The sequence below is a fragment of the Paenibacillus sp. JJ-100 genome, from assembly GCF_948329825.1.
In the GTDB taxonomy this organism is placed as follows: domain Bacteria; phylum Bacillota; class Bacilli; order Paenibacillales; family Paenibacillaceae; genus Paenibacillus.
The window spans coordinates 318,328-341,402 of record NZ_CAOJCM010000003.1 but is presented as its reverse complement, the minus strand read 5'-3'; the positions used below and the strand labels follow the sequence as shown (position 1 = coordinate 341,402).

Annotated in this window: 19 protein-coding genes; 2 read left to right on the top strand and 17 right to left on the bottom strand. The window is 48.7% G+C overall.

Annotation, left to right across the window (positions count from 1 at the left end; translation table 11 throughout):
• Positions 1–29: 29 nt before the first annotated feature.
• The 4 genes from PQG66_RS14600 to PQG66_RS14585 all read right to left on the bottom strand — a co-directional run bounded on the left by PQG66_RS14600 (position 30) and on the right by PQG66_RS14585 (position 6,491).
• Entirely contained in the window at positions 30–1,997 is a 1,968-nt protein-coding gene (locus PQG66_RS14600; protein ID WP_272038458.1) for a glycosyltransferase, read from the bottom strand.
• Entirely contained in the window at positions 1,927–4,419 is a 2,493-nt protein-coding gene (locus PQG66_RS14595; RefSeq protein WP_272038457.1) for a glycosyltransferase, read from the bottom strand. The genes PQG66_RS14600 and PQG66_RS14595 overlap by 71 nt, the downstream gene beginning before the upstream one ends.
• Before the next feature lie 98 nt (positions 4,420–4,517).
• Complete coding sequence (locus tag PQG66_RS14590) at positions 4,518–5,924, bottom strand: DUF6385 domain-containing protein (protein ID WP_272038456.1); 1,407 nt, start codon at positions 5,922–5,924, stop codon at positions 4,518–4,520.
• Positions 5,925–5,963: 39 nt separating this feature from the next.
• The gene (locus PQG66_RS14585) at positions 5,964–6,491 is read right to left on the bottom strand and encodes a DUF6385 domain-containing protein (protein WP_272038455.1); all 528 of its coding nucleotides are present in this window, start codon (positions 6,489–6,491) and stop codon (positions 5,964–5,966) included.
• A 206-nt stretch (positions 6,492–6,697) separates the two neighbouring features.
• Here PQG66_RS14585 and PQG66_RS14580 point away from each other — a divergent pair, with 206 nt between their 5' ends.
• A complete protein-coding gene (locus tag PQG66_RS14580; protein WP_272038454.1) occupies positions 6,698–7,237 on the top strand; it encodes a hypothetical protein in 540 nt (179 codons plus the stop codon).
• Positions 7,238–7,268: 31 nt separating this feature from the next.
• Entirely contained in the window at positions 7,269–7,850 is a 582-nt protein-coding gene (locus PQG66_RS14575) for a hypothetical protein (protein WP_272038453.1), read from the top strand.
• Positions 7,851–7,993: 143 nt separating this feature from the next.
• Here PQG66_RS14575 and PQG66_RS14570 read toward each other — a convergent pair whose 3' ends face one another.
• The 13 genes from PQG66_RS14570 to PQG66_RS14510 all read right to left on the bottom strand — a co-directional run bounded on the left by PQG66_RS14570 (position 7,994) and on the right by PQG66_RS14510 (position 23,011).
• Entirely contained in the window at positions 7,994–9,367 is a 1,374-nt protein-coding gene (locus PQG66_RS14570; protein WP_272038452.1) for an MFS transporter, read from the bottom strand.
• A 66-nt stretch (positions 9,368–9,433) separates the two neighbouring features.
• Positions 9,434–10,612 carry a winged helix-turn-helix domain-containing protein gene (locus tag PQG66_RS14565; RefSeq protein ID WP_272038451.1) on the bottom strand — a complete coding sequence of 393 codons (1,179 nt, stop codon included), beginning with the start codon at positions 10,610–10,612 and terminating at the stop codon, positions 9,434–9,436.
• A gap of 164 nt (positions 10,613–10,776) precedes the next feature.
• Positions 10,777–11,571, bottom strand: coding sequence for an ABC transporter ATP-binding protein (locus PQG66_RS14560; protein WP_145333637.1), 795 nt, complete (start codon positions 11,569–11,571; stop codon positions 10,777–10,779).
• A gap of 1 nt (position 11,572) precedes the next feature.
• Entirely contained in the window at positions 11,573–12,433 is an 861-nt protein-coding gene (locus tag PQG66_RS14555) for an ABC transporter permease (RefSeq protein WP_442955108.1), read from the bottom strand.
• 169 nt (positions 12,434–12,602) lie between these two features.
• Positions 12,603–13,652, bottom strand: coding sequence for an ABC transporter substrate-binding protein (locus tag PQG66_RS14550; protein ID WP_272038449.1), 1,050 nt, complete (start codon positions 13,650–13,652; stop codon positions 12,603–12,605).
• Positions 13,653–13,966: 314 nt separating this feature from the next.
• Positions 13,967–14,614: a helix-turn-helix transcriptional regulator gene (locus tag PQG66_RS14545; RefSeq protein WP_272038448.1), complete on the bottom strand. Its 648-nt coding sequence runs from the start codon at positions 14,612–14,614 to the stop codon at positions 13,967–13,969.
• Positions 14,615–14,626: 12 nt separating this feature from the next.
• Complete coding sequence (trhO, locus tag PQG66_RS14540; protein WP_272038726.1) at positions 14,627–15,514, bottom strand: oxygen-dependent tRNA uridine(34) hydroxylase TrhO; 888 nt, start codon at positions 15,512–15,514, stop codon at positions 14,627–14,629.
• A gap of 559 nt (positions 15,515–16,073) precedes the next feature.
• Positions 16,074–16,805 carry a hypothetical protein gene (locus PQG66_RS14535; protein WP_272038447.1) on the bottom strand — a complete coding sequence of 244 codons (732 nt, stop codon included), beginning with the start codon at positions 16,803–16,805 and terminating at the stop codon, positions 16,074–16,076.
• Between the two features lie 206 nt (positions 16,806–17,011).
• Positions 17,012–17,929 carry a helix-turn-helix transcriptional regulator gene (locus tag PQG66_RS14530; RefSeq protein ID WP_272038446.1) on the bottom strand — a complete coding sequence of 306 codons (918 nt, stop codon included), beginning with the start codon at positions 17,927–17,929 and terminating at the stop codon, positions 17,012–17,014.
• Positions 17,930–18,096: 167 nt separating this feature from the next.
• On the bottom strand, positions 18,097–19,506 hold the full coding sequence (locus PQG66_RS14525) for an MATE family efflux transporter (protein ID WP_272038445.1): 1,410 nt from the start codon (positions 19,504–19,506) through the stop codon (positions 18,097–18,099).
• A gap of 275 nt (positions 19,507–19,781) precedes the next feature.
• Entirely contained in the window at positions 19,782–20,663 is an 882-nt protein-coding gene (locus tag PQG66_RS14520; RefSeq protein ID WP_272038724.1) for a carbohydrate ABC transporter permease, read from the bottom strand.
• 38 nt (positions 20,664–20,701) lie between these two features.
• Entirely contained in the window at positions 20,702–21,583 is an 882-nt protein-coding gene (locus tag PQG66_RS14515) for a carbohydrate ABC transporter permease (RefSeq protein ID WP_272038444.1), read from the bottom strand.
• A 90-nt stretch (positions 21,584–21,673) separates the two neighbouring features.
• Positions 21,674–23,011, bottom strand: a complete 1,338-nt coding sequence (locus PQG66_RS14510) for an extracellular solute-binding protein (protein WP_272038443.1) — start codon at positions 23,009–23,011, stop codon at positions 21,674–21,676.
• Between the last annotated feature and the right edge of the window lie 64 nt (positions 23,012–23,075).

The following is a 23,075-nucleotide window of genomic DNA, read 5'->3' as shown; positions in this document are numbered from 1 at the left end:
TGCCTCGCCACTGCAACACATCTCTCCGCTTATCCCTCGAATCCATCTGTCCCCGGCAACTCCAGCCGGATGTGCTGAATGACTGGCCAGTACGAATGGCGCTTCCTTCTCCCCAATCCTGCTTCTTCTCTGTCCGACATAAGGTGTGCCAGTTGGCGATCGGCTGCACTGATCAGTCCTTTAACGAGCCAGCTCGTTCCGCTCATCGTATCGAAGGCACCTGGAAAAGGTGGATCTATCTGCGTTTCTTTGGCACCTGTTTTCCCAAGGTCTCCTTGTTGCTTCGAATTCCCTTCGTGCCCAGTCTCATCCTCAGCCATCCTTGCTTGATCTAACCTCTTCTCCACTGTAATAGTACCTTCGCCTAACAACTGACGCCCTCGTTCAATCAGCGCAAGCAACGGCTGCCATCTTCCAGACTGCACACATCCTTCTACCATAAGCCCGATTGCTTGCCAGCCTTCATACAGTCCTACTTGATCTGAATCCCCCGTGCTTGCCTGTGAATCCTTCTTCAACCAGTGCGTAAGGTTTTCCTCTCCGTCCAATTCCTTTCCTTCCAGCCAATGCAACCGTTCAAGCCAGTGGGCCGCCATGGGAGCCAGTGATCCCTTTTTTCGCTTCACGGTCTCGAGTTTCAAACGGGCTGCATTCCAGTCCCCCCGCTGCACATGCAGAATAGCTTCAGCGACAGAACGCTTCTCTCGGTGCTCACCAGACGGTGCGTACGGTAAATCCCCAAGCAACTCCAGCGCCGCATCGTAGCAATGACACTGCTCTAAAATGCCTAGCACCTTCGTCAAAGCTTCTTCTGAATTCATCGCAAAACGTGTCTTGATCACCGCTGGAATCTGCCGTTCCTGCCCTGATACGCGCATGATTCGAAATATGCGATAGAGTGGCGGTACCAGACTGGATTTAGCACGCACCGCTTCCACATACGCATCGACTGCCCCTTCAAGGTCAGCCTTTCCTTCCAGCAAACGTCCCAAGGTGTACCATGTCTGGTACGTGCCCATCCCTTCTTCGGTGTGAAAAATAGCCGGTGGAGGCCCCTGCTGAACAGCTTTACGAAGCCAAATCTCCGCAGCCGTCGTATCCCCCAGAGCATCCACACATATCGCACGATGGTGCATCAAATCGGTGTATTCTGGAAACAACTCCAGCGCCGTATCCAAGCACTCCAATGCCTCCTGCCAGCGCTGCATATGCTCCAGACAGCGGACTTCGTATTTCAACAACAGATGAGCATAGCTGGTTACGACAGGGTCGATCATCTTCCGAGCTATGCCAAACGATTCGAGTGCCTGCTCGGCTTCCCCCACACGTAGATACTCCACGCCCAGATTATAGTGATGAAACGGCTGATCCGGCTCTTCCACCACTGCCTGCTGTAGCAAACGCACGTTGCGGTTCACCTTGTCTTTGCGCTCTACAACCACCGTCTGGTACCCGTAGTGGTGAATCACCATGTCCGTGATATGAAAGGCAGCCTCCGGATTCCGCTCACAGATCGCCGTAGCAATCTGCTCATGAATCCGTCCCTTGAACCGATGCTCAGGAGCATTGCGAAACAGACGCAGCACCGGATTCACCGTTGCGCCCTGCTGACCCGAACCCGTATAGTTATGAATGTTTAAAAACAATCCGTCGCATCCGCTGACTGCCGTCCAGCTTCTGATCTGCTCCCGTGCTGCTGAATCCAGCGCCTCGTCCGCATCCAGAAAAAGAATCCAGTCGCCAGAAGCTCGCTCCAGGCCAGCATTTCGTGCCGCGGCAAAATCATCGCACCACGCAAACTTCACGACCAGCGCATCATACTCTCGCGCAATGTCAACACTACGATCTGCCGATCCGGTATCTACGACAATGATCTCATCCACCGCACCGCGTACACTCTCAAGACAGCGTGGCAGCATCTCCTCCTCATCTTTGACGATCATGCACAGAGAGATTCGTTGCGGCTGATCCTTTCTCTGATGCTGCTGTGCCTGCATCGTGATTCCTCCTTTCTTTTGCACGATATACTGTCCGCCATGGTATGCCTTCCGCAGTTCGCAGCTGTTGCTCCAAAGCTATCTGCTGAGCTTCAAACGCTACAGCCTCCGGCGAACGATTCCGTTCCTGACGAATCATATCCAGAGCCATGTGCAAGGAACATACTGCCGCTCCAGCATGGGCTTCATTGAATTCCGGCTCGCGTTCCAATGCCTGTTCAAAGAGCGTCAACGCCTGTTCCAGATGTCCTTTGGCATACAGTGTTTCCCCCAGCCAAAAGAGTCCTTCCGCATCCAGCTCCCCTTCCGTCATACACTGTATCAGCATCTCGGCAGCAAGCATGGTATACCCGTGCCGATACAACATGCTCGCATAACTCTGCCGAATGGCCGTTCCTGTCCTATCATGCGCTGACATGATGCGAGCCAAGCGTTCATGTAATGGCTGCGCAATGGCCAATTGGCCACACTGAATCGCACGAAGCACAACTTGTTTCGCAACCCTCTGCACAGCTTCACCCCATTGCAGGAGCTGCTGATCGGGTACATCCTGTTGTATAGAGATTGTATCCATGCCAGATGCAAGAGGCGTATAATCAAACAACAAACGGTCGGCTACTTTCCACATATCTCGTTCCATCGGTGGCGATGTATGGAGGAAAGAGGCGGATAACCGCTTGCCGCTCGCCCAGCAAGCAAGTGCCCAGTCACTTCTTTCTTCAGATCTCAGAGTTGTAAGGGTGTCCATGGTTACTCCAGAAACGTTAGCAAGAGGGGAACTGGTATTGGAACTAATATTCGCACTGATATTCTCACTGTTTTTTTCACGAGTAGTTGCATCGCTCTTATCGCTAATTTGTCCATTGGTCCCTCTGTTTTGTCCTCCCCAGCAATCTTCTGCAAGTTCCCATGCATCTGTGACTTGGCCTGCACACAGCAGCCAATGAATTCGATCTCCAACTGGAATATGAGCATTGGACGTCTCACGTCTAATGAGTTGAAGTGCCTGGTGATATGCTCCACAATCAGCGAGCGCGTTGACTATCTGCACACCTATCTCTTTCCCCAGTGCTTCGTCTGAATCGTTCATTCCTTCGCCATTTCTACGCTGATTCTGTTGTTTAAGTTGTTTTGAGCGCTTCAACTGAACTAGCAGCCTTTCTGCAATCTGCTCGTCTGAGAGTCCCTGTTGCTGCAAAGCATCTGCCAGCCCAACCCATGCTGGTCTATACGTGGACAGTTGCTCCAGAGCTAACTCGTATAGATGAACTGCTTCTTCTACGAATCCCCGCTTCTGTGCTAGCCGTGCCATGGATGTACTTGCTCTGTAGCTACCTGAGCCCATTTCTGTTACGTAGACAGGTTTAGTCTTGGTCACGGCTCTACCGTCACTATCCCTTACGTGTTCACATTGACTTGATTCACAGGTGCTTGCCCTTGCATAGGCTCGATATGCCCGTTCCTCCATGCCCTGCCGCTCAAGAATCTCGCCATGAATGAGATGCAGATCGGCATATGCAGGGTACCGGTCACATTCTGTCGCAAGCAGCCTGCCTGCTTGTTCATAACGTTCCAGCGCAATAAGCATTCTGGCCAAATCTTTGACAAGGGTTGCTCGATAGGGAGCGTTCGGTTCAGCAAGGAGCAGCGATTCATTGAGAGCATCTGTCGCCTGTTCCAGATTCCCCAACTGGCAGTGTGTTACCCCCAGATTGTACAGATGGAACGGCTGCCCGGGATGATCCGCAAGCTCCTGCTCAATCAGGTGAAGATTGCGCTTGGGCTTATCGCCTTTAGCAATTACGGTTGCGAGGTAACCATCATGACCAAGCCGTAATGGGGCAAGTGGTTCTTCATCTGACCCTTCATTAGCTGTGATTAATTTCTCTGGTGAATCCGATGCTACGTAAACCTCTCTTGTAGACGGATCGGGTGTAACATTACAGATCTCACTGTCATTGTTATGGTATATCAACTGTTCATGAATACGTCCGGTGTACCGGTAACCGTGTTGTGCTCGAAACAGCCGTACCGGGTAGGACAGGACTTTGTCTTCCGGCCCTTCTCCATACTGATTTTCTATCGTTATACGTAATCTGCTAATACTCTTATGGACGCCTGGCAATAGTCTCATCAACTCATCCAGACCTTCAATGACATACTCATCGGCATCGAGACAGAGAATCCACTCTGTGGTTGCCAGGGGGAGACTAATATTTCGAGCTTTAGCAAAATCATCTTCCCAACTGGCATGCAACACTGTTGCACCATAGGTTCTAGCTATATCAGGTGTCCGGTCGGATGACCCTGTATCCGTAATGAACCACTCCGAGCCTGTTTGCTTCAAGCTGTCCAGACAGCGGGGCAATCGCTGCTCTTCATTTTGCACAATCATATGAATGCCGAGTAATCGGTTCTGCATCCGCAGTTACCTCCATTATCAAAAATGGCCCAGTATACAAAAAGGTACATGAAGCCCACCAAAGTGAACTCCATGTACCTATATGACAGCAAAGCAGGTTATGTGCCTTGTCCATTGAAGAACACATCAATCGTACTTGGTGCCCCGATCAGGCTTGAACGATAAGATAGGCGTGTGTATTTTAGAAAACGTTGTGGTACCAGAACATCGACAGAACCAGACAGAATACCAGTTACCGTAGTCACATCCGTATACCAGTTGGTTCCATTAGCACTAATCTCCACCTGGGCATCTACCCTGTTCAACCCCGGCCCCCTGTTATAAACGAAGAAGGAGTATGTGCCAAACACACTGGTTGTGACAGCAGGCAGCGGCGTAAATGTGTTAGCAGTTGGCGTGCCGATAATCTGGCTCTCTTGAAAGCTTTTCTGCGAAATGGATGTTACGCTACTCAGTGTACCGGCCGTAATTGTTGCGCCAAGCACGCTGGTAATGGTTCCGTTCAACAGGTTCGTTAATGTACCTGCGGTAATCGTGGCTCCAAGCACACTCGTGATTGTACCATTCAGCAGGTTCGTCAAGGTTCCCGCAGTCACGGTGGCACCGAGAACGCTAGTGATGGTTCCGTTCAGGAGGTCGGTTAATGTACCTGCGGTGATCGTCGCTCCGAGCACACTCGTGAGTGTACCATTCAGCAAGTTCGTCAAGGTTCCCGCAGTGACTGTCGCTCCTAGCACACTTGTAATCGTTCCGGCCGTGATCGTCGCTCCGAGGACACTCGTGAGCGTACCATTTAGCAGGTTCGTCAAGGTTCCCGCAGTGACTGTCGCACCTAGCACACTCGTAATCGTTCCGGCCGTAATCGTGGCTCCGAGGACACTCGTGAGCGTACCATTCAGCAGGTTCGTCAAGGTTCCCGCAGTGACTGTCGCACCTAGCACACTTGTAATGGTTCCTGCTGTAATGGTTGCCCCTAGCACACTGGTGAGCGTACCATTCAGCAAGTTCGTCAGTGTTCCCGCAGTGACTGTTGCCCCTAGCACACTTGTAATGGTTCCTGCTGTAATGGTTGCCCCAAGGACACTCGTGAGCGTACCATTCAGCAAGTTCGTCAGTGTTCCCGCAGTGACTGTCGCACCTAGTACACTTGTAATCGTTCCTGCAGTGATGGTAGCCCCAAGCACACTCGTGAGCGTACCATTAAGCAAGTTCGTCAGTGTTCCCGCAGTGACTGTCGCTCCTAGCACACTTGTAATGGTTCCAGCTGTAATGGTTGCACCCAGTACATTGGTAATGGTTCCGTTCAAGATGTTGGTGATCGTACCCGCGTTAATGGTAACTGTAGTCAGACCAGAGATATTACTAATCGTTCCGTCCAGAATGATACCTACGACATTTCCACTAGTATCCGTTCTGACGGGCTGGGCCGTACCTGTACTATCCTGACCAAAAATCAGTGTTCTTAAGTTATCGGGATTCGTATTAAAGGTTGTAAAGTTAGGCATGAGCCTCGGCCTCCTCCCTGGACAATCTGTGTAATATAACTACCTTACGAGCATACGCTGAGCCTGAAAATATACATCAAGCCGTGTAGGCTTAGCCGGATCAACAGGCTGGAGCACCAGACGGGTATAATGCAGGAATCGCTGGGGTACAAGTGCCTTGGTCTGTTTTCCGTCGATCACTTCCTGACTATCCACCGCGTAATCTACGCCATTGGGACTGACCTGAACCTGAACGATCGCCGGATTTGGTCCGCGATTCACCACCCCATAGCTGTACATGCTCAGAGTAGAGGTATCTTGCGGCGGAAGTGCATGCTCGCCCCGACCTGTGTCTGCTCCAATGTAGGTATGCTCTGTAAAACAGTGAGTAGCACCAGGGAGTTTCGTGCGTGAGAAAGCACCCTGTTTGAACCTGGGACGAGTAATCCGGGAACAAGGCGGCTTCAGCAGTTTGGCGCGGCGAGAACAAGGGGTTGGACGACAGCTTACATATTGGGTTGTATGCTTTCTGGTCTGCTTGGTTATCCGTTTCGTTCTCTTCCTGCTTCTCTTGGCTGTTCGACTCATCTCGATTTCCCCTTAAAAAAATGTGCTTACGCATCGTATGCCCCGAATGGAAATGCGGGCACGGCATTCGCCGTTATTTGGAGATTCGAATAGAATCCCCAAACGCTTCCTCTTCTTTTTTCATATAATGCTCGCAATTAGGACATGTGAAAAAATAAGTTGTATCTTATACTCCATCCATACCAGTCCAGAGGAGGTCAAACAGGATGACCAATACGAATGTGTTCAACCAATCCAATGGCCCTCTCTTCACACAGCTGACTAACACGTTCGCAGCTCCGGGAATCGGTGCTGCTCCAGATACTGGTGCAGCTGCGGCAGGTAGCTTTTTCGCCCTCACTACGAATAATAGTTCACTTCCATCCAACCAAAATCTACTACTGCAAATCGTAAATGCGGCAGGTAGCGGCAGGACGATCCGCATCGCCGGTCTACGCGGGGGGACAACAGCAGCAGCTACACTTGTGGTGTACTCAGGAGGAACTGTTGCCGTCGCTGGTAGCATCACCCCCGTACCCGTCAATACGCTGCTCGGCAATACCAATACGAGCATCGTAACGACGAGGCAGAACACGGGAACTCTTGGAGGAGCCTTCACAAGCTTGCTCAGCATGCCGCTCACTGCTGGAATGTACACGCTGGATTTGAACGGTTCCATTATAGTTCCGCCAGGACAGACCCTATCCATTAGTGTAGGAACGGGTAACCAGACGGCGGCCATTAATCTGTTTTGGTGGGAGTTCTAATGCTGATTTTGGATAAAAGGTGGTGTACAACATGCCGAATAACAATGTGTTCAATCCATTAAACCGCCCGGTATTTACATCCAACACAAACTCGTATACCTCGCCTGGCATTGTGGCTCCACCCGAAAACAGTGCAGGCAGTACAGGTAACCTGTACAACGCTGGTTCTACCAACTCCACCACACTAGGTTTGCTTGGCGGAAGTGTAACGGCTACAATACAGCTTGCCAATCCAGCTGGAAGCGGCATAACACTGTACGTCTCTCGATTATCGGGTGGAATTACTGTTGCCCTCAACCTGTTGTCTTCGTTTAGCGGTTCCATGACGCTAAGTGCAAACGGTACACTTGCATCCCCCAGTACACTCCCTGCGGTGAACAGCAATCTCTCGAGTACGAATACAAGTATCGCTTTGGTACGATTCTCTATATCTGCTCCGACAGGTGCCACAACCTTGGTGTCCATGCCTCTACTAGTTGGACCATTTCAGTCCAATGAGTTCGGTAAATACGTTGTCCCTCCTGGCCAGGCTATCAATCTGTCCGTAACCGGATCACTGTCCGTCGCCGGTTTGTTAGCTTCCACAACGTATTTCACTTGGTGGGAAGTGTGAATCCTGCACGTACCTTGTTGCAGGCTTATATCGAAAATAGCCACCTTTCGGGTGATACCCAAAGGTGGCTATATGTTGTGGTTCAGCATGCTATTCTTTTGAGACCACATCCATGTTGAAGCTCTCTCTTTATGACCAACCTTTTACAACACTCTCTGTGTAGCCGTTTCTCCCTTCTTGCTCCCAGCGGAAGAGCTGCGGCCTGCCCACAGTATACGCTGCAGCAAGATGCCCGCAAGACCGATAGCCAGTGTAACCAGACCGATGAGTTGAAAAGTTGAACTCGGCCCATTCGAACGGATAATTGCACCCCCTGCCAGCGGAGCAGCAACCAGCACAATGCTGAATAACGAGTTTTGAATACCGAATACACGTCCTACATAGTCAGAAGGGGTTTCTTTTTGCAACACATAATTCATCGTAACCATAAACAGTCCGTTCCCCAGCCCGATCCATATCCCCAAGACGATAATCCATATGTTAGAAGTATTTGGCTCAATCCAGCCCAGTGCTGCTATTCCGGCACCAATGAGCAGGTAACCACCACCAAGTCCCCACCCGTACCCTATTCTCGGCAAACGATTCAACAGCAGTATAATGATGATTGCTCCTCCACCAATCGAAGAAGCAAGCCCGCCGAGCAAGGATTCATTACCAGGCTTGATCTCTCTGAATAGGGTTGTGAATTGATAGTCCACCATAAGAATCGCCATCAGGCCAAAACACCCGAATACGACCGTATTCCTCACAGTATGGTTACGGTGTAGATACCCCCAGCCCTGCTGCCACTGCATGAAAAAGGACTCCGATGTCTTCCGATCTTGTTCGGTATCCTCGCTGGTCATCACTTCTTCCTTTTTCTCAACAAAGTGGCGCAAAGGCCACAGTACCGCACCGGACAACAGGCGAGCACATGCATTGATCAGGATACAGATTTGGGGGGAGAAGAAGGCTAATACAACTGCCCCCAGAAGGGGGCCGGCTACCTTGGCACACTGATTCACGAACCCGTTCATGGATGAGGCTTGAAAGAGCTGTTCCTCGGCTACGACCTGACGAGTCAGCGCCTGCTGGGCAGGAACATGAAATACACTCATCATGGCACGTAGAGCTAGAAGTGGAAGTAGCCATGCCGGACTTGGCGCTAGCAAAATCCCCAGCGTTAGCGCAACGGTAATACCATCGCAGAGTAGCATGATTCTTACTTTATGCAGCCGATCGGCTAGCGCACCAGCTACCGAGCCAAACAGGATGCCCGGCACAGCCATGCACACCGGAATCAGTGCGATAATTAAGGGATCAGCACCCCAGCGGTAGGCCACCATGACCTGGATAGCCAGTGCATCAAACCAATCGCCAAAAGCGGCAAGCGCGTAGGCAATGAACAGACGCATAAACTGTAGATTGGCCCAGATTCCCTTCCGGGGTAGATCAGCGGGTAATGAATGGGGTTCGTTGATTGAAATGGATGGACCAGATGAGATGGACTCATCCGGTGTAGATATTTTATCGGTCATACAAGTATTCCTCCTTGGTTACAGCCAGCTCTCAGATTATGTTCTCTGGCTGTAATCTTAGAGGAGCTATGTCAGAGGAAGATCAGAGGACGATACATCGGCCGATAAAAATTGGCGAATTGTCTCTACGATCTGCTGCCCATACACGGACACATCATACATCTTACTAATCTCGCTATATAGCTGCTGATATTTGCTGCGAAGTCTTCCTCCAATTCGATGATGATCCATATACAGAACGATCTGGTAGATGGAATTAAGAAGCAGTGGTGCATTTAGTGACATTTTCAAAACACCCAGTCCGTCATCCATTCGCAATTCTGCTTCACGAACCCGCCCTTGCCGAAGCAGCCAGCAGCCCTCCATCACTTGAAAACGGCCAATCTCGCGTAAGTATGGAGCATCTTTCAATTCATTTCGCAGCATCGTCATCTTCTCCTCAACGACCTCGCCACTTCCACCCCAGAGTTCAACAGATAATGCGGCTAGTCCCACAGGTAACCTGAAATAAATCAACTGATCTTCCTCTATTACCCGGTACGTTTCCTCAAGCTGTTTTTTGGCTTCATGATATTGTCCCGTTTCGGCGTAAACTTCGATAATATTCAGAATCCGTAGTTCTCGGCGGTACTCGGCAGGCAACACAGATGACTGGAGTGCTAATTGATAGAGTTCCAACGTGTCCGAAGGTGGAATGAGAGCATGCACGTAGATCAACAGCCAATACAAACGCTCTTCCAAGGGGGAATCTGCTGTGTTTATCAGCCACTCCAAATCTCCCTGTATAAAATGCATATACAGCAGGTAGTACGGCGCAATCTGCACCCCCAGTGCTTCCTGCTGCTGGACCAGCATCTGTATCGAGTTTCCCTGTCCGAACAAATGATATTTCTGGAGCAATCCGTGGATGGCCTCCTGCATCTCGGGATCATGAACCGAAGGGTTAGAAGGTAAGGCTGCTCTGTTCTCTCGTATAGCAAGCCGGTATCCATAACCACGAATCGTATCCAGACTCATCTCATCCCAGCGTTTCAGCTTCTTACGTAGACGATAGATATGGTCATCGACCGTGCGTTCCACGGGATATTCCATCGGCCAGACCTGATCCAGCAGTTGACTGCGCGTAAAGGCCTTGTCCTTGTTTTCATATAGAAAACGCAAAAGTGCAAACTCCTTCGCCAGCAAGCCTATGGAGTCTGTGCGGTGAGATACCATATAATTTTCTTCATCAAATTGCAGAGACATCGTCTCGTTCCCCCTTGTTTCCTTCTCAACCTCTTCAACATATCATAAAAAAAACCCTTTGCGAAAACGCAAAGGGGTTCGAAAAGGATGGCGTTAACAACATGGATTACCTGCACGGCGGGCAATCATCATACACTACACTCTTTATGTCGGCACTCTACATATTATCCCAATACCACACGGTCATCCGCCATCTTTTTACCACTGATCCGTTCGAATTCGCCAAGTAGTTCGGGCACGGTAAGTGTGCGCTTACGCTCTTCACTGACATCGAGAATAATTCGGCCTTTGTCCATCATGATGAGACGGTTCCCTAGACGAATGGCCTGTTCCATATTGTGCGTGACCATGAGTGTGGTAAGTCTCATCTCCCGGACAAGGGTCTCCGTCAGCTCTGTAATCAGCTCTGCACGGGAGGGATCTAGTGCCGCTGTATGTTCATCCAGCAGCAAAATCTGCGGCTGGGTGAACGTCGCCATCAGCAAGCTGAGCGCCTGGCGTTCACCGCCGGACAGAAGGCCCACCTTGGCATTGGGGCGCTTCTCCAACCCGATGCCAAGCTTCTCGAGCTGTGCATTGAAAATTTCACGCCTAGCACGTGTCACGCCAAAACCGAGTCCACGTCCTTTACCTCGTTTGTAGGCCATCGCCATGTTTTCTTCGATCGACATATGTGGCGCCGTTCCAGCCATCGGGTCTTGAAAGACCCGGCCGATCCAGCTACTGCGTTTATGCTCCGGCAGATTTTTGATCGAACGGTCGTTGATCAGCACATCGCCCATATCCGGCTTCATCACACCCGAGATGATATTCATCAAAGTTGATTTTCCGGCTCCGTTACTGCCAATGACCGTTACAAAATCGCCTGGATTCATCGTTAGATTCACACCGACCAGAGCCGTTTTCTCATCGGTAGTACCCGGATTAAACAATTTCGTGACCTGAGTAATTTCCAGCATACTACATGCCTCCCTTCGCCTGTTGACCGCCAGAACGCATCAGCTCTTCTGTTCGTTTGCGAGCGAGGCTACGTTGCTTCATTGAACGCTGCATCGTCGGGAATACGAGTGCAATAATAACGATAACAGCCGTAATCAGCTTCAGATCCGATGTATCGAACCATTCTACCTGCAAGGCCAGTGCAACCACAATCCGGTAAATAATTGAACCGACAACAGCCGCCAGTGTCGCCCAGAATACCGTTCTGGCTCCAAGGATCGCTTCACCAATAATGACAGAGGCCAGACCAATGACGATCATACCAATACCCATGGTGATATCGGCGAACCCGGATTGCTGGGCAATAAATGCACCCGACAAAGCCACCAGTCCATTGGACAAACTCACTCCAATAATGGTCGTTACGTCCGTATTCGCACCAAAACTTCGAATCATGCGTTTGTTATCTCCTGTGGCGCGGAGCGCAAGTCCGACATCTGTTTTCATAAACAGATCCAGCATCACTTTGAATACCAGAACTACAATAATAATGATGATCATGACATGTTCACCCGAAAATGGCGTTTCTACACCCATAATCGATTTATTCGGTGCGCCAAGAATACGCATATTGATTGAGTACAGAGCAATCATCATCAAAATCCCGGACAACAGCCCGTTAATTTTGCCTTTGGTATGCAGCAGACCCGTAAGGGCCCCAGCGACCATGCCGCCAGCCATTGCTGCCAAACAGGCCAGCCAAGGGGAGTAATCATTGGAGATCATGACCGCTGCAATAGCGCCTCCTGTGGTAAAACTTCCGTCTACGGTAAGATCGGGGAAATCAAGAATGCGGAACGTGATGTACACACCCAATGCCATTAGCGCGTATAACAGTCCAAGCTCAATTGCCCCTTCAATGGAATTCCAACTTATACTCACACTGCTTCCTCCTGTCTATCTCTATCCGAAAAGAATGAGGCGAACCGATCTGAGCGTTCGCCTCGCATCCCTCTGCCGAGTATTGTTGCCCGGTCAGGTTACTCGTAAATTACTGAATAATGTTATTTGCCTGATCTTTCACTTCGGCCTTCATCTCATCTGTTACTGTAATACCTTGAGCTTCAGCCGCCTTCAGGTTCAGGATCATATCCAGCTTGTCCGGAACGGTAACCTTCATGTCACCTGGTTTTGTTCCATTTTTCAGGATATCCGCAGCCATCTCACCCACTTGGTAGCCGTGGTCGTAATATTTGAATCCTACCGTTGCAAATGCACCTTTCTCTACCGTATCCCGATCACTGGAGAAGAACGGAATTTTGTTGCTGTTTGCGGTCTGGATAATCGTATCTACTGCACTTACAACCGAGTTATCGAGTGTAATGTAGAACGCATCGACTTTGCCAACCAGCGAGTCTGTTGCTTGTTTAACTTCGGATGTATTGGTTACTGGCGCTTTGACCAGCTTGATATTGTGTGTTGCCAATGCTTTCTCCGCATTGTTAGCCATGACAACTGCATTCGGTTCTCCTTCGTTAATCACAAGTCCCACTGTCTTCACATCAGGCAGATTTTTAGCTATAAAATCGGCCAATTGTACAATAGCCTCTGGATTGGTATCGGAAGCACCCGTTACATTGCCACCTGGCTTATCCATGTCACTCACAAGCTTTGCACCCAGTGGGTCCGTTACAGCTGCGAACAGGAGGGGCTTTCCCTTCACTTGTTGTGCAAGGGCTAATGCAGATGGAGTAGCGATTCCGAGCACAAGATCATTTTTGGAATCACCCGCAATTTTCTGTGCTATGGACAGGTTGTTCGTTGAATCGCCCTGTGCATTATTGTAATCAAGCTTGAGGTTTTTGTTCTCTTCGATGCCCGCATCTTTCAGTGCTGCCATAAAACCTTCGCGTGTAGCATCCAGTGACGGGTGTTCAACAATCTGGGAGATGGCAATCTGATAGGATTTCTCCTCACTGCCTCCGCCTGATGTACCATCTGAGCCTTGAGATTTCGAGCCTGAACCGCTGTTATTTCCGCAACCTGCTGCCACGACCATTGAAGCAGCCATCATCAATGACATCCAAAACTTCTTTTTCATCTGTAAGAACCCCTCTCCATCTTGTAAAATATGACCCCTTAATGCGGGACAAAACGAACGCTTCAACGCATTGTTGCTTTGATCGACAAAAGCAGACAAATCTAGACTTTGGGCATGCGACTGAAGTCCATACCTTATTGCGTTTTATTGTTTTCCTAATATTAAAGTGCATCCCGCCTTCCGTCAATGGTTGAACCGCTTCCAATCCAAATTTGGTGAGCGGATATGAAAGGTTACTTTACATGGGAACAAAAAAAGACAGTCTCGATGAATCAAGACCATCTTTTATACTCTTCTATTTACGTCTCATCCGATCAGTTCCCCGACGCTTCACGAATCTGATACTTACACCTCTTGTCTCCATCAGCGTAACATTCTGTGCGCTCTACATCCGCTTGCAGCAACGAGCGGAACAGCTCCAGCTCACAGCGGCAAGCCTGCTTGTATACGCTCGCCACTTGTACAATAGGGCAGTTCATCTCCGTGATGACGTAAGTGCCATCTTCTTCTCTGGACGCATCAGCCATATACCCGTTGGCATTCTGGATTCGTGCCAGCTCTTCCACCCGTCCAGCAAGGTCATGCCCCTCCATCTGCTGCAGACCGCTGCGAAGCAGCTTGTCACGGCGACCTTCAAAAAGGGCATCTACCACACTGCTGCCTGCGGTATCAGACAATTCTTCCAGCAACTCTAGCGTCAGAGATGAGTAGGACTTCGGGAAATAATTATCTCCACGATCTGTCAGGTGGTATACAGAGGATGGACGCCCCGCTGTTGCCCGAGCCTCACGTACCTCAATCCAACCATCCTGCTCCAGTGCTGTGAGATGGCGACGAATGGCCATCCCGGTCAGTCCCAGTTCCGCGGTGATCTCTCGCGCAGTCATGGTTCCTTGCTGTTTCAGCATGAACAGAATTCGTTCACGCGTTGTACGTTCTTCTTCACGCTTCACATTCAGCACCTGCTCTCCTGCTTATGCGTGTACGGGCGCTGCCTCCCGGCAAGCATCCGAGCAAAAGCGGTTATGCGTCTCTTCACAATCCTCACAGCATACATGCTGCAGGTTGCAGGTCGGACAATTAATATATCGGTCATGTGTCGTACCACAGTGATAACAACTAGCAATAACAATATCTTCATCCGTACGGTTAATCGGCACCGAGATCCGCTCATCGAACACATAACATTTGCCGTCAAACAAACGTCCCTGCACCTCAGGGTCTTTCCCGTAAGTTACAATTCCGCCTTCAAGCTGGGCAACATCCTGGAACCCTTCCTTGATCATGAAGCCAGTCAGCTTCTCACAGCGAATACCGCCTGTGCAGTACGTAATAATCTTTTTATCCTTCATGTCGCCCAAGTTCTCCCGAATCCACTCTGGAAATTCACGGAATGATTCTACATCTGGACGAATAGCACCGCGGAAATGGCCAATCTCATACTCATAGTCATTGCGGCCATCGATGACAATGACGTCATCCCGCTGTAAATGTTCGTGGAATTCCTTCGGCGAAAGGCGTTTACCACTAATCACATTCGGATCGAGCTCTTCGTCTACGCGGAATGTAACCAGCTCTGCCTTATGCCGCACAAAGATTTTTTTGAACGCATGCTCTTCCACGTCATCGATCTTAAATACCATATCCTTGAACAGAGGGTTGGCATGCATGTCTTTCATATACTGCTCCGTCTGTTCAATTGTCCCTGATACCGTACCATTGATGCCCTCGGAAGCGATCAGAATACGGCCTTTTACCCCTAGATCCTTACAGTACTGCAGATGCTCCTGTGTAAATGTCTCGGGGTCTTCAATCTTCACGAACTTATAATATAAAAGCACGCGGTACGCGCTATTGCACATATCTATCACCTGTTCCTCTTCCATGTTGTTAGCCGGTATTCCGGCGAGCCTACTACATTGCACCTTGACTTGCAGAAAAAGAAAAGAAACAGCCGCCCGAAACATCGTCTCGAACTGCTGCCTACATTCGACTATATATTCCTGCATACTAGTTTATCGGAAGCGGAAGGACTTAGTCAATATTAATGTATAGAAAGGCATGAAAGATATGGAACAAGCGTTAATAAGGTATTTGTATATGACGCTAGGCATTGGTAGTCATCTTCAGCGCAGGAAGGTAGATAGGTTTACTTTGCCCTTCTTCTTTAATACCCCAGAGGCAGTAAAAAGAGCCATTCCATAATGGTTTGGCCGTGTGCTATGGTCATTATATAAGTTAAACTATGGCAGCAACTTCCGGATTTCTTCTTCTGTTAGTCCTGAGGCCTTCATGATGGCAGACATGTCCACACCAAGGGCTAACAACTCTCGTGCCATCTCTTGTTTACCTTCCTACCTTCCAACTTACCTTTAGCCGCCCCTTCTGTCCGCGCACCCTCAATCATCGACTTCTCTTCACTTAGCGCTCTTTTGTGATTCTGAGTTCAGATGGTTCTAACTTTCCATCCACCAGTTCATATCTGACAACCGCATCCCCTAGATAATTTCCTTCTGAAATCTGAATCGGGATCTCAGCCATAAGCCCCTGATCCCTAGTTCCAAATCTTAATATATTTCGAAACGTCGGCTGATCATACCACTGGTTTGCGTCACTTTCATTGAATTTGAATACATGTTTCTGTGTATTGTCCATAACAGTGTATTCCCGAACTTCTTTTTCTTTATCTGTTTTCAAATCAATTTGAATATGATCTTGTACGAATTTTATTGGATTCGAAACAGGGATTTCTGTAAAGTCGGTTTGAAGGACATGTACTTCTGAATCGCGAATTCCCGTCCCTGTACCTTTAGTCAGAACAATAACCACTTCTTCTTTTCCCTCTTCATTAAGATCAACAACAGAAATTTGGGGATAAAAAGAAGGATTGGTTACATTACTCCACTGAAATACTCTCCTCTCTCCATCAATAACGACAGCAAGGCGTGAGAACAAATCTCCTTCCTCTTGAACACCATAAACAGCAGCTTTCTTATTCGATGATTCAGATAAAAGTATGTCAGGAGCTGTAGCATCCATCCTCTCTGGGGACTTGTTTTCCTCAACTTTTGCTGGACGAATAGACGAATTATTAGCTCCACACCCCGATAACAACATAGCCCCTATCATCGTACCAATGATTATTTTCTTCAACGCTACATCCTCCATGAACAGTTTTTTCAAGTATAATTCTTTTAAAAATTCAACAAGTTTAACAAATGTATTTTATCTTTTAAAAAATAGTAACCAATTCATTCCAGATGGCAGAATCACTCCTACTATTTCAAGCCGATAACTGATTCATATCGCAAAAAGGATCACATCATCGATGCGATCCTTTAATAGCCTTCCTGTTCCTCTTATTCCTCAAACGATAGATTTAACGGCTCGTCCGACATTTCATATTCTGTTTCCATATGGGTTAAAGGTGTGTTCACATCCACTTCCTCAAAGCGAAAGCTATCCACCCAGACCTTGCCTTTCCCGTTCAGAAGCACCCCGAACGAGATCACTGCACTCTCTGCCGGTACATCCAGCACAATGCTGTATTGATTCCATGGCTTCGTTCCAATGATCGGCCGGTCATGCATATTATCAAACTGCAATACATCGTGGACATGGTTATCTACACGCATCCATAGTCCGCAGAACGCTTCCACACGCTCCGTTTTAACAAATCCAGACAACTTCATGCGTTTTCCCACATACTTGTCTGCCCGAAACTGCTGCATCATCGTTGCAAACTCATTCGGCTCCATAGGTGTAACTGCCTTCAAATACCCTGAAGCTTTTCCGTGATGTACCTCAGCAGGATCAATACCCATCTCATAGTTTTGCGGGTGACTTCCCGTTAGCATCCAGCCTTTGATTGCCGTTGTAGAATTCATCTCTACTTCTCCTCCTCTGGTTTTTCCAGTGAATAGTTTCAGATCAAATAATTTGCGAAAACGTCCAGGCGGCATGCCATATATTTTGCGGAAGGCACGAGTAAATGCCTCCTGACTTTCAAATCCGCAAGCAAGGGAAATATCCAAAATCCCTGCATCTGTACAACGCAGTGCGGTAGATGCGAGACTCATCCGCCGATGCCGAATATAATCGACGACCGTCATGCCCACCTCATCCCGGAATACCCGGTGATAATGATAAGGGGATAACAGCGCCTCGGAAGCTACGTCTTCCAGACCAATCTCTTCATGCAGATGGTTCTCGATGTAGAACAAGCTGTCCTGAATCATCTCCTGATATCGACTCAATTGAAGACGTCCCCCTTCCATATCCTTACTATACGTGTTCGTACAGAAGCCGTTTTGATCATTTTTGCGGAAAATAAAAAAAGAGCCAGATCAAGGACAATACCTGTCCTTGGCTGACTCTGCTTAACTTTAAGACTGATTATACTTAACTCTACGATGAGGCCGCTTCTCGGGTATATGACAGCCTATCAGACTGCCGGAACCGGCTGTGCACCGGCCTCTTCCTCATCATGCTCTACCAACTCATGTTTCTCCCACGCACGGCTCTTCCAGCGGAAGTACATAATAACCGCACGTGTCCACTCGTCCGCCGCAATGGCAAGCCATACACCCGCCAGCCCCAGATTCAACTGGAATACCAGCAGATATCCGAGAGGCAGACTCATGCACACCATGGAGATCAACCCCATATATACCGGGAACTTGGCATCTCCTGCCGCACGCAGAGAACCAATGATGACGATGTTGCACGTACGCCCGGTCTCAAGCACCAGACTGAGCAGAAGCACTTGAGCTCCTAATCGGATAATCTCGGGATTATCGGTGAAAATGCCCATCAGCGGCACGCGGAAAATGATAATGATCACATCAATGGCAACTGTAGCCAGGAGGGCCCATTTCACACTATCAAATACACGTTTGTACGCGTCATCCTTGCGGCGCGCTCCCACAAGACGACCAACGATGATGGACGTTCCCATGCCAATCGCCATACTGAACAGATAAATATAACTAGAAATGTTACCTGCATATTGCTTGGTTGCCATAGCTTCTGCACCCAGATAAGTCACGTACAGGGTGAATACGAGCTGGCAGGAGTGATATACCATGGATTCCATTGCAGATGGAATGCCGATGCGCAGAATTTTCCCAATAAACTGTTTGGACAATTTGATGTAGTATTCAAAATCTACGCGCACTTCGCTCACACGATACAAGAGCCAGAAGAAGATCAGCAAGCAGATGAAACGGCTACCGACCGTAGAGATCGCTGCCCCTTCCACACCCAGCTTCGGCAGGCCGAAATGTCCAAAAATCAGGGCATAGTTACCAATAACGTGAATGACGTTCATAAACACGGACACATACATGGTTTCCTTAGTGTAACCGTATGTACGAATCGTTGCAGCGAGTGCATTAATGAGAGCCTGCAGGAAAATCGCGCCCCCGACAATGCTCATATACGAACGAGCATAATCATAGATTTCACCTTGTATATTTAAAAGCGATAGCATATGTCCGCCAAACACCAGGAAGATCACACTCAGGATCAATCCAACGGCTAGGTTAAGCGTAATGGCATTACCTGTAACCTGTGCGGCTTCTGTCAGCTTTTTCGAACCGATATATTGGGCTACAACGATGGCAGCACCGTGTCCAATGACTTCAAGTACAAGAATGGCAATGGATATAATCTGGTTGGCCGCGCCCACCCCGGAGACGGCATTATCCGATACAGAGCTAAGCATGAGCGTATCCACGCTCCCCATCAACATAAACAAGAAGAGTTCCAGGAATATAGGCCAGGTCAGCCGAATTAGCTTCAAATCCTGGGCATCTGAACGGAGGGACTCTTTGGTGGAGGATATTGCTGTCATTTTCTCACCTTTCCAACGTGGGCTTAATTTCATAGGGTATGTTAGCACAGGTGATTTGAAAATGCAGTAGTTTTACGAAAATAATTGAAAGTATTTTGCAAATTCCAGAAATAGGTAGATTAACGTTTTCATAAATCCTTTCCCTTCACTCCCTCGCCATGCACATAGCGAAGATACATCAACATAACTAACCCCTCCCATCACGCTTACCACGTGTCTAATGGAAGGGGCTGTATTGTACTACATTTTAACCTTATACAAACTGGAGCAGATCATCATCCTTTAACCGAACCTGCTGCGATCCCTTCAACAATTCGTTCACTCAGTACCAGAAAGGCAATGAGAATCGGCAAGATGCTGATCATCAGCGTAGCGCCAATAGCGCCCCAATCCGTGGTGTACTGTCCGATAAAGTTCTGCACTCCGACGGTCAGCGTTTTGTACGTATCGGAACTGATGAACGTATTAACGAAAATAAACTCGTTCCAGTCATAGATCATGTTAATGATCGCTGTTGTCGCAATAACCGAAGCCGTCATCGGTAGCACAATGCGAAAGAAGATTCGGTTCACAGAACAGCCATCCATTACTGCCGCCTCTTCCACCTCTCTCGGAAGCGCATAATAGAACCCGAGCAGGATCATAATCGTGATCGGCATATTAAATGCAATGTAAGAGAGAATGACCGATAACGGATGGTCGGTAAGATTCAACTTCAAGAACAGGTTGAACAGCGGAATCAGCGTGGAATGCACCGGGATCATCAGTCCTACCATGAACAGTCCCAGCACCAGCGAACGTCCCTTCCACCGCATTCGTGTGATTGCAAAGGTGACGAGACTTGCGAACAGCACTGTGAATACCACAGAAACAACTGTAATCCATACACTGTTGAAAAAATATAAGCTAATATTGCCTTCTGTCCATACTTTGACATAGTTCTCCCAACGCGGCGTAGCCGGGAGGGCAAAGGGAGCCATATCGAATACTTCCTGATTATTTTTGAGTGAAAATAACAGCAGCCAGACAAGTGGTAAGATTTGAAGCACAGCGACTAGAGACAGAAGCACGTACAGCAGGACATATCCAAGCTTTCCCGCCCATACAGATCGATGTCCCGTCTCCGGGCCCACAGGCAGCCGAACAGCCGGTTCCATCTTCAACGGAATGACCTCCTTTCATTTTTACATTCACGTCAGGAATACTGAATCGTATCTTTGGATGCCGTTGCCTTGCGAAGCAGCCATGTCACGACCAGGCAGATGATGAGCAGGAAGAAACCTACCGCACTGCCGTATCCAAAGTCAAAACTGCGAAATGCCTGACGATACATATAGGAGGCCATCACTTCACTCGCACCATTTGGGCCGCCATCCGTCATTACATAAATGAGGTCAAAATATTTGAGTGATCCGACCACGGCCAGTACCACGGTCACTTTGATCACTTCCGTAATGAGCGGCAGTTTGATACGGAATGCAATCTGCCACGGGTTTGCACCGTCAATGCGCGCCGCCTCAATGAGCGATTCCGGGATATTTTTGAGTGCGGCATAATAGATCAGAATATAAAAACCTGCATACTGCCACAGGATCGGCACGAACAGTGCATACAGCACCAGTGATGGCTCCGCCAGCCATGCTGGCGGATTGCTGAAGCCGATCGATTCCAAAAAGCTGTTCAGTACCCCGTTGCTGGGATGATAGATTTTCAGCCACAATTGAGCGATAGCGACCGAGGATAGCAGCATCGGAATCAGATATATTTTGCGAAACAGATTCGCGCCCTTGATCTTGCCGGATAGCACCAGTGCAATCATCAGATAACCAATGAGACTCAGCGCAGAGAACACGGCCAGCAAAAAGGTATGATTCGCACTCTGCCAGAACGTACTGTCCTGAAGCAGTCTAGCGTAATTATCCAAACCAATAAACGTCATGGCCCCGATCCCGTCCCATTGCATCAATCCGTAATAGCCAGTAAGCACAATCGGAATATAGACCAGAACCAGCAGCAGAAGCAGCGCAGGCAATACGTACAGCGCAGCCACCAGACGGTTCGACATGACTTTGTCCAAGACATAATCCTCCCTTCAAGCATTCAAACATTCAGATGGTACAGGTGAGGTGTTCCTCGCCCTTGCCATCATGATTCGCCTCAGGGGGAATTAGTTCCCCTTGTCGATGGCAGCCTGATGATTCTTCACAAAGTCTTCCGGAGTCACTGCTTTGCCAAACAACGCCTGAATCATGTCCAGATGAGCCTGAGCCGCAGCCGGTTTCATCTGCACGTCTGCAAAGAGGGTCAGGCTGCTTGCCTGGTTCAGCTCGTTCAACAGATCAATGTAAAGCTGTGGCAGCTGCACAGCACCCGTATCCACTTTGGTTGCTGGAATGACGCCTGCTTCGGTCACCGAGCTTTCGCCCCATTTTTCCACAAAGTATTGAATGAATTTCTGTGCTTCATCCTTCACTTTCGAGTTCTGAGCCGCAAACAGCCCTACACCCGGTCCGCCTACCCAGCTGTTAATGTCCCCTTGTCCACCGTCAATTGTCGGGAATTTGAAAAATCCAACCTTATCCTTGAATTCCTGTGGAATATCCGGGTTCGTTGTAAAGTTCGGCAGTTCCCACGTTCCCATCAGGTACATCGCAGCTTTCTCATTCATGAATTCGGATTTGCCCTCGTCATTGGACAAGCCGTTAAATCCTTTGTTAAACGCATTCATATCCACCAACTTCTGCACTTCAGCTGCAGCCTGTGTCAGTGCCGGATCATCGAACTTGCCGGAGCCATTAATGGCTTTCTCCAATGCATCCCCGCCTACACGGTTTGCCAAGTACATGTACCAGAGTGAACCCGTCCAGCGGTCCTTGTTCCCTAACGCAATTGGCACCTCACCGTTATCGGTCAGCGTCTTTACCACGTTCAGGAATTCATCATAGGTCGCTGGCGGCTGCAAATTATATTTCTCAAAAATCGCTTTGTTGTAATAGATCGGGGAAATGTTCAGCTCAATCGGCAACGCATATGTCTTGCCGTCTATCGCATAAGCCTCCGTTGTTCCAGCGATAAACTTCTCGCCAAGAGATCCGTTCAACAGCTCATCAACTGGTGCAAACAGATTACCCTTCACATAAGGCTCCAGGAAACCCGCAGCCCAAGTTACACCAACATCAGGAAGTTCGTTGGAAGCAGATAGAATTTTCAGTTTGTTTTTGTATTGTTCATTTTCCAGCACTTCCTGCTTGATCGTCACATTTGGGTTATCGGTTTGATACTGCTGGATAATATCGTTGACCAGCTTGTTCTGTTGTGCCGAGCTGCCAGCTGGCCAGAGATGCATGAATTTCAAAGTTACCTTGCCATCCCCCCCACTGTCACCGCCGCCTGCATTACTACCGGAATCGTTGCCCGCACCGGAACCTGCATTGTTGCATCCAGACAAAATGACTGCCAAAATGAGCGTCCATGACAGAAGCATAGCCAGTGTCTTTTTCTTCATATTCCCAACCCCCAATAGTGGAATTCGGTTATTGTAACCGCTTTAATAAAATTGTAGCATGGGT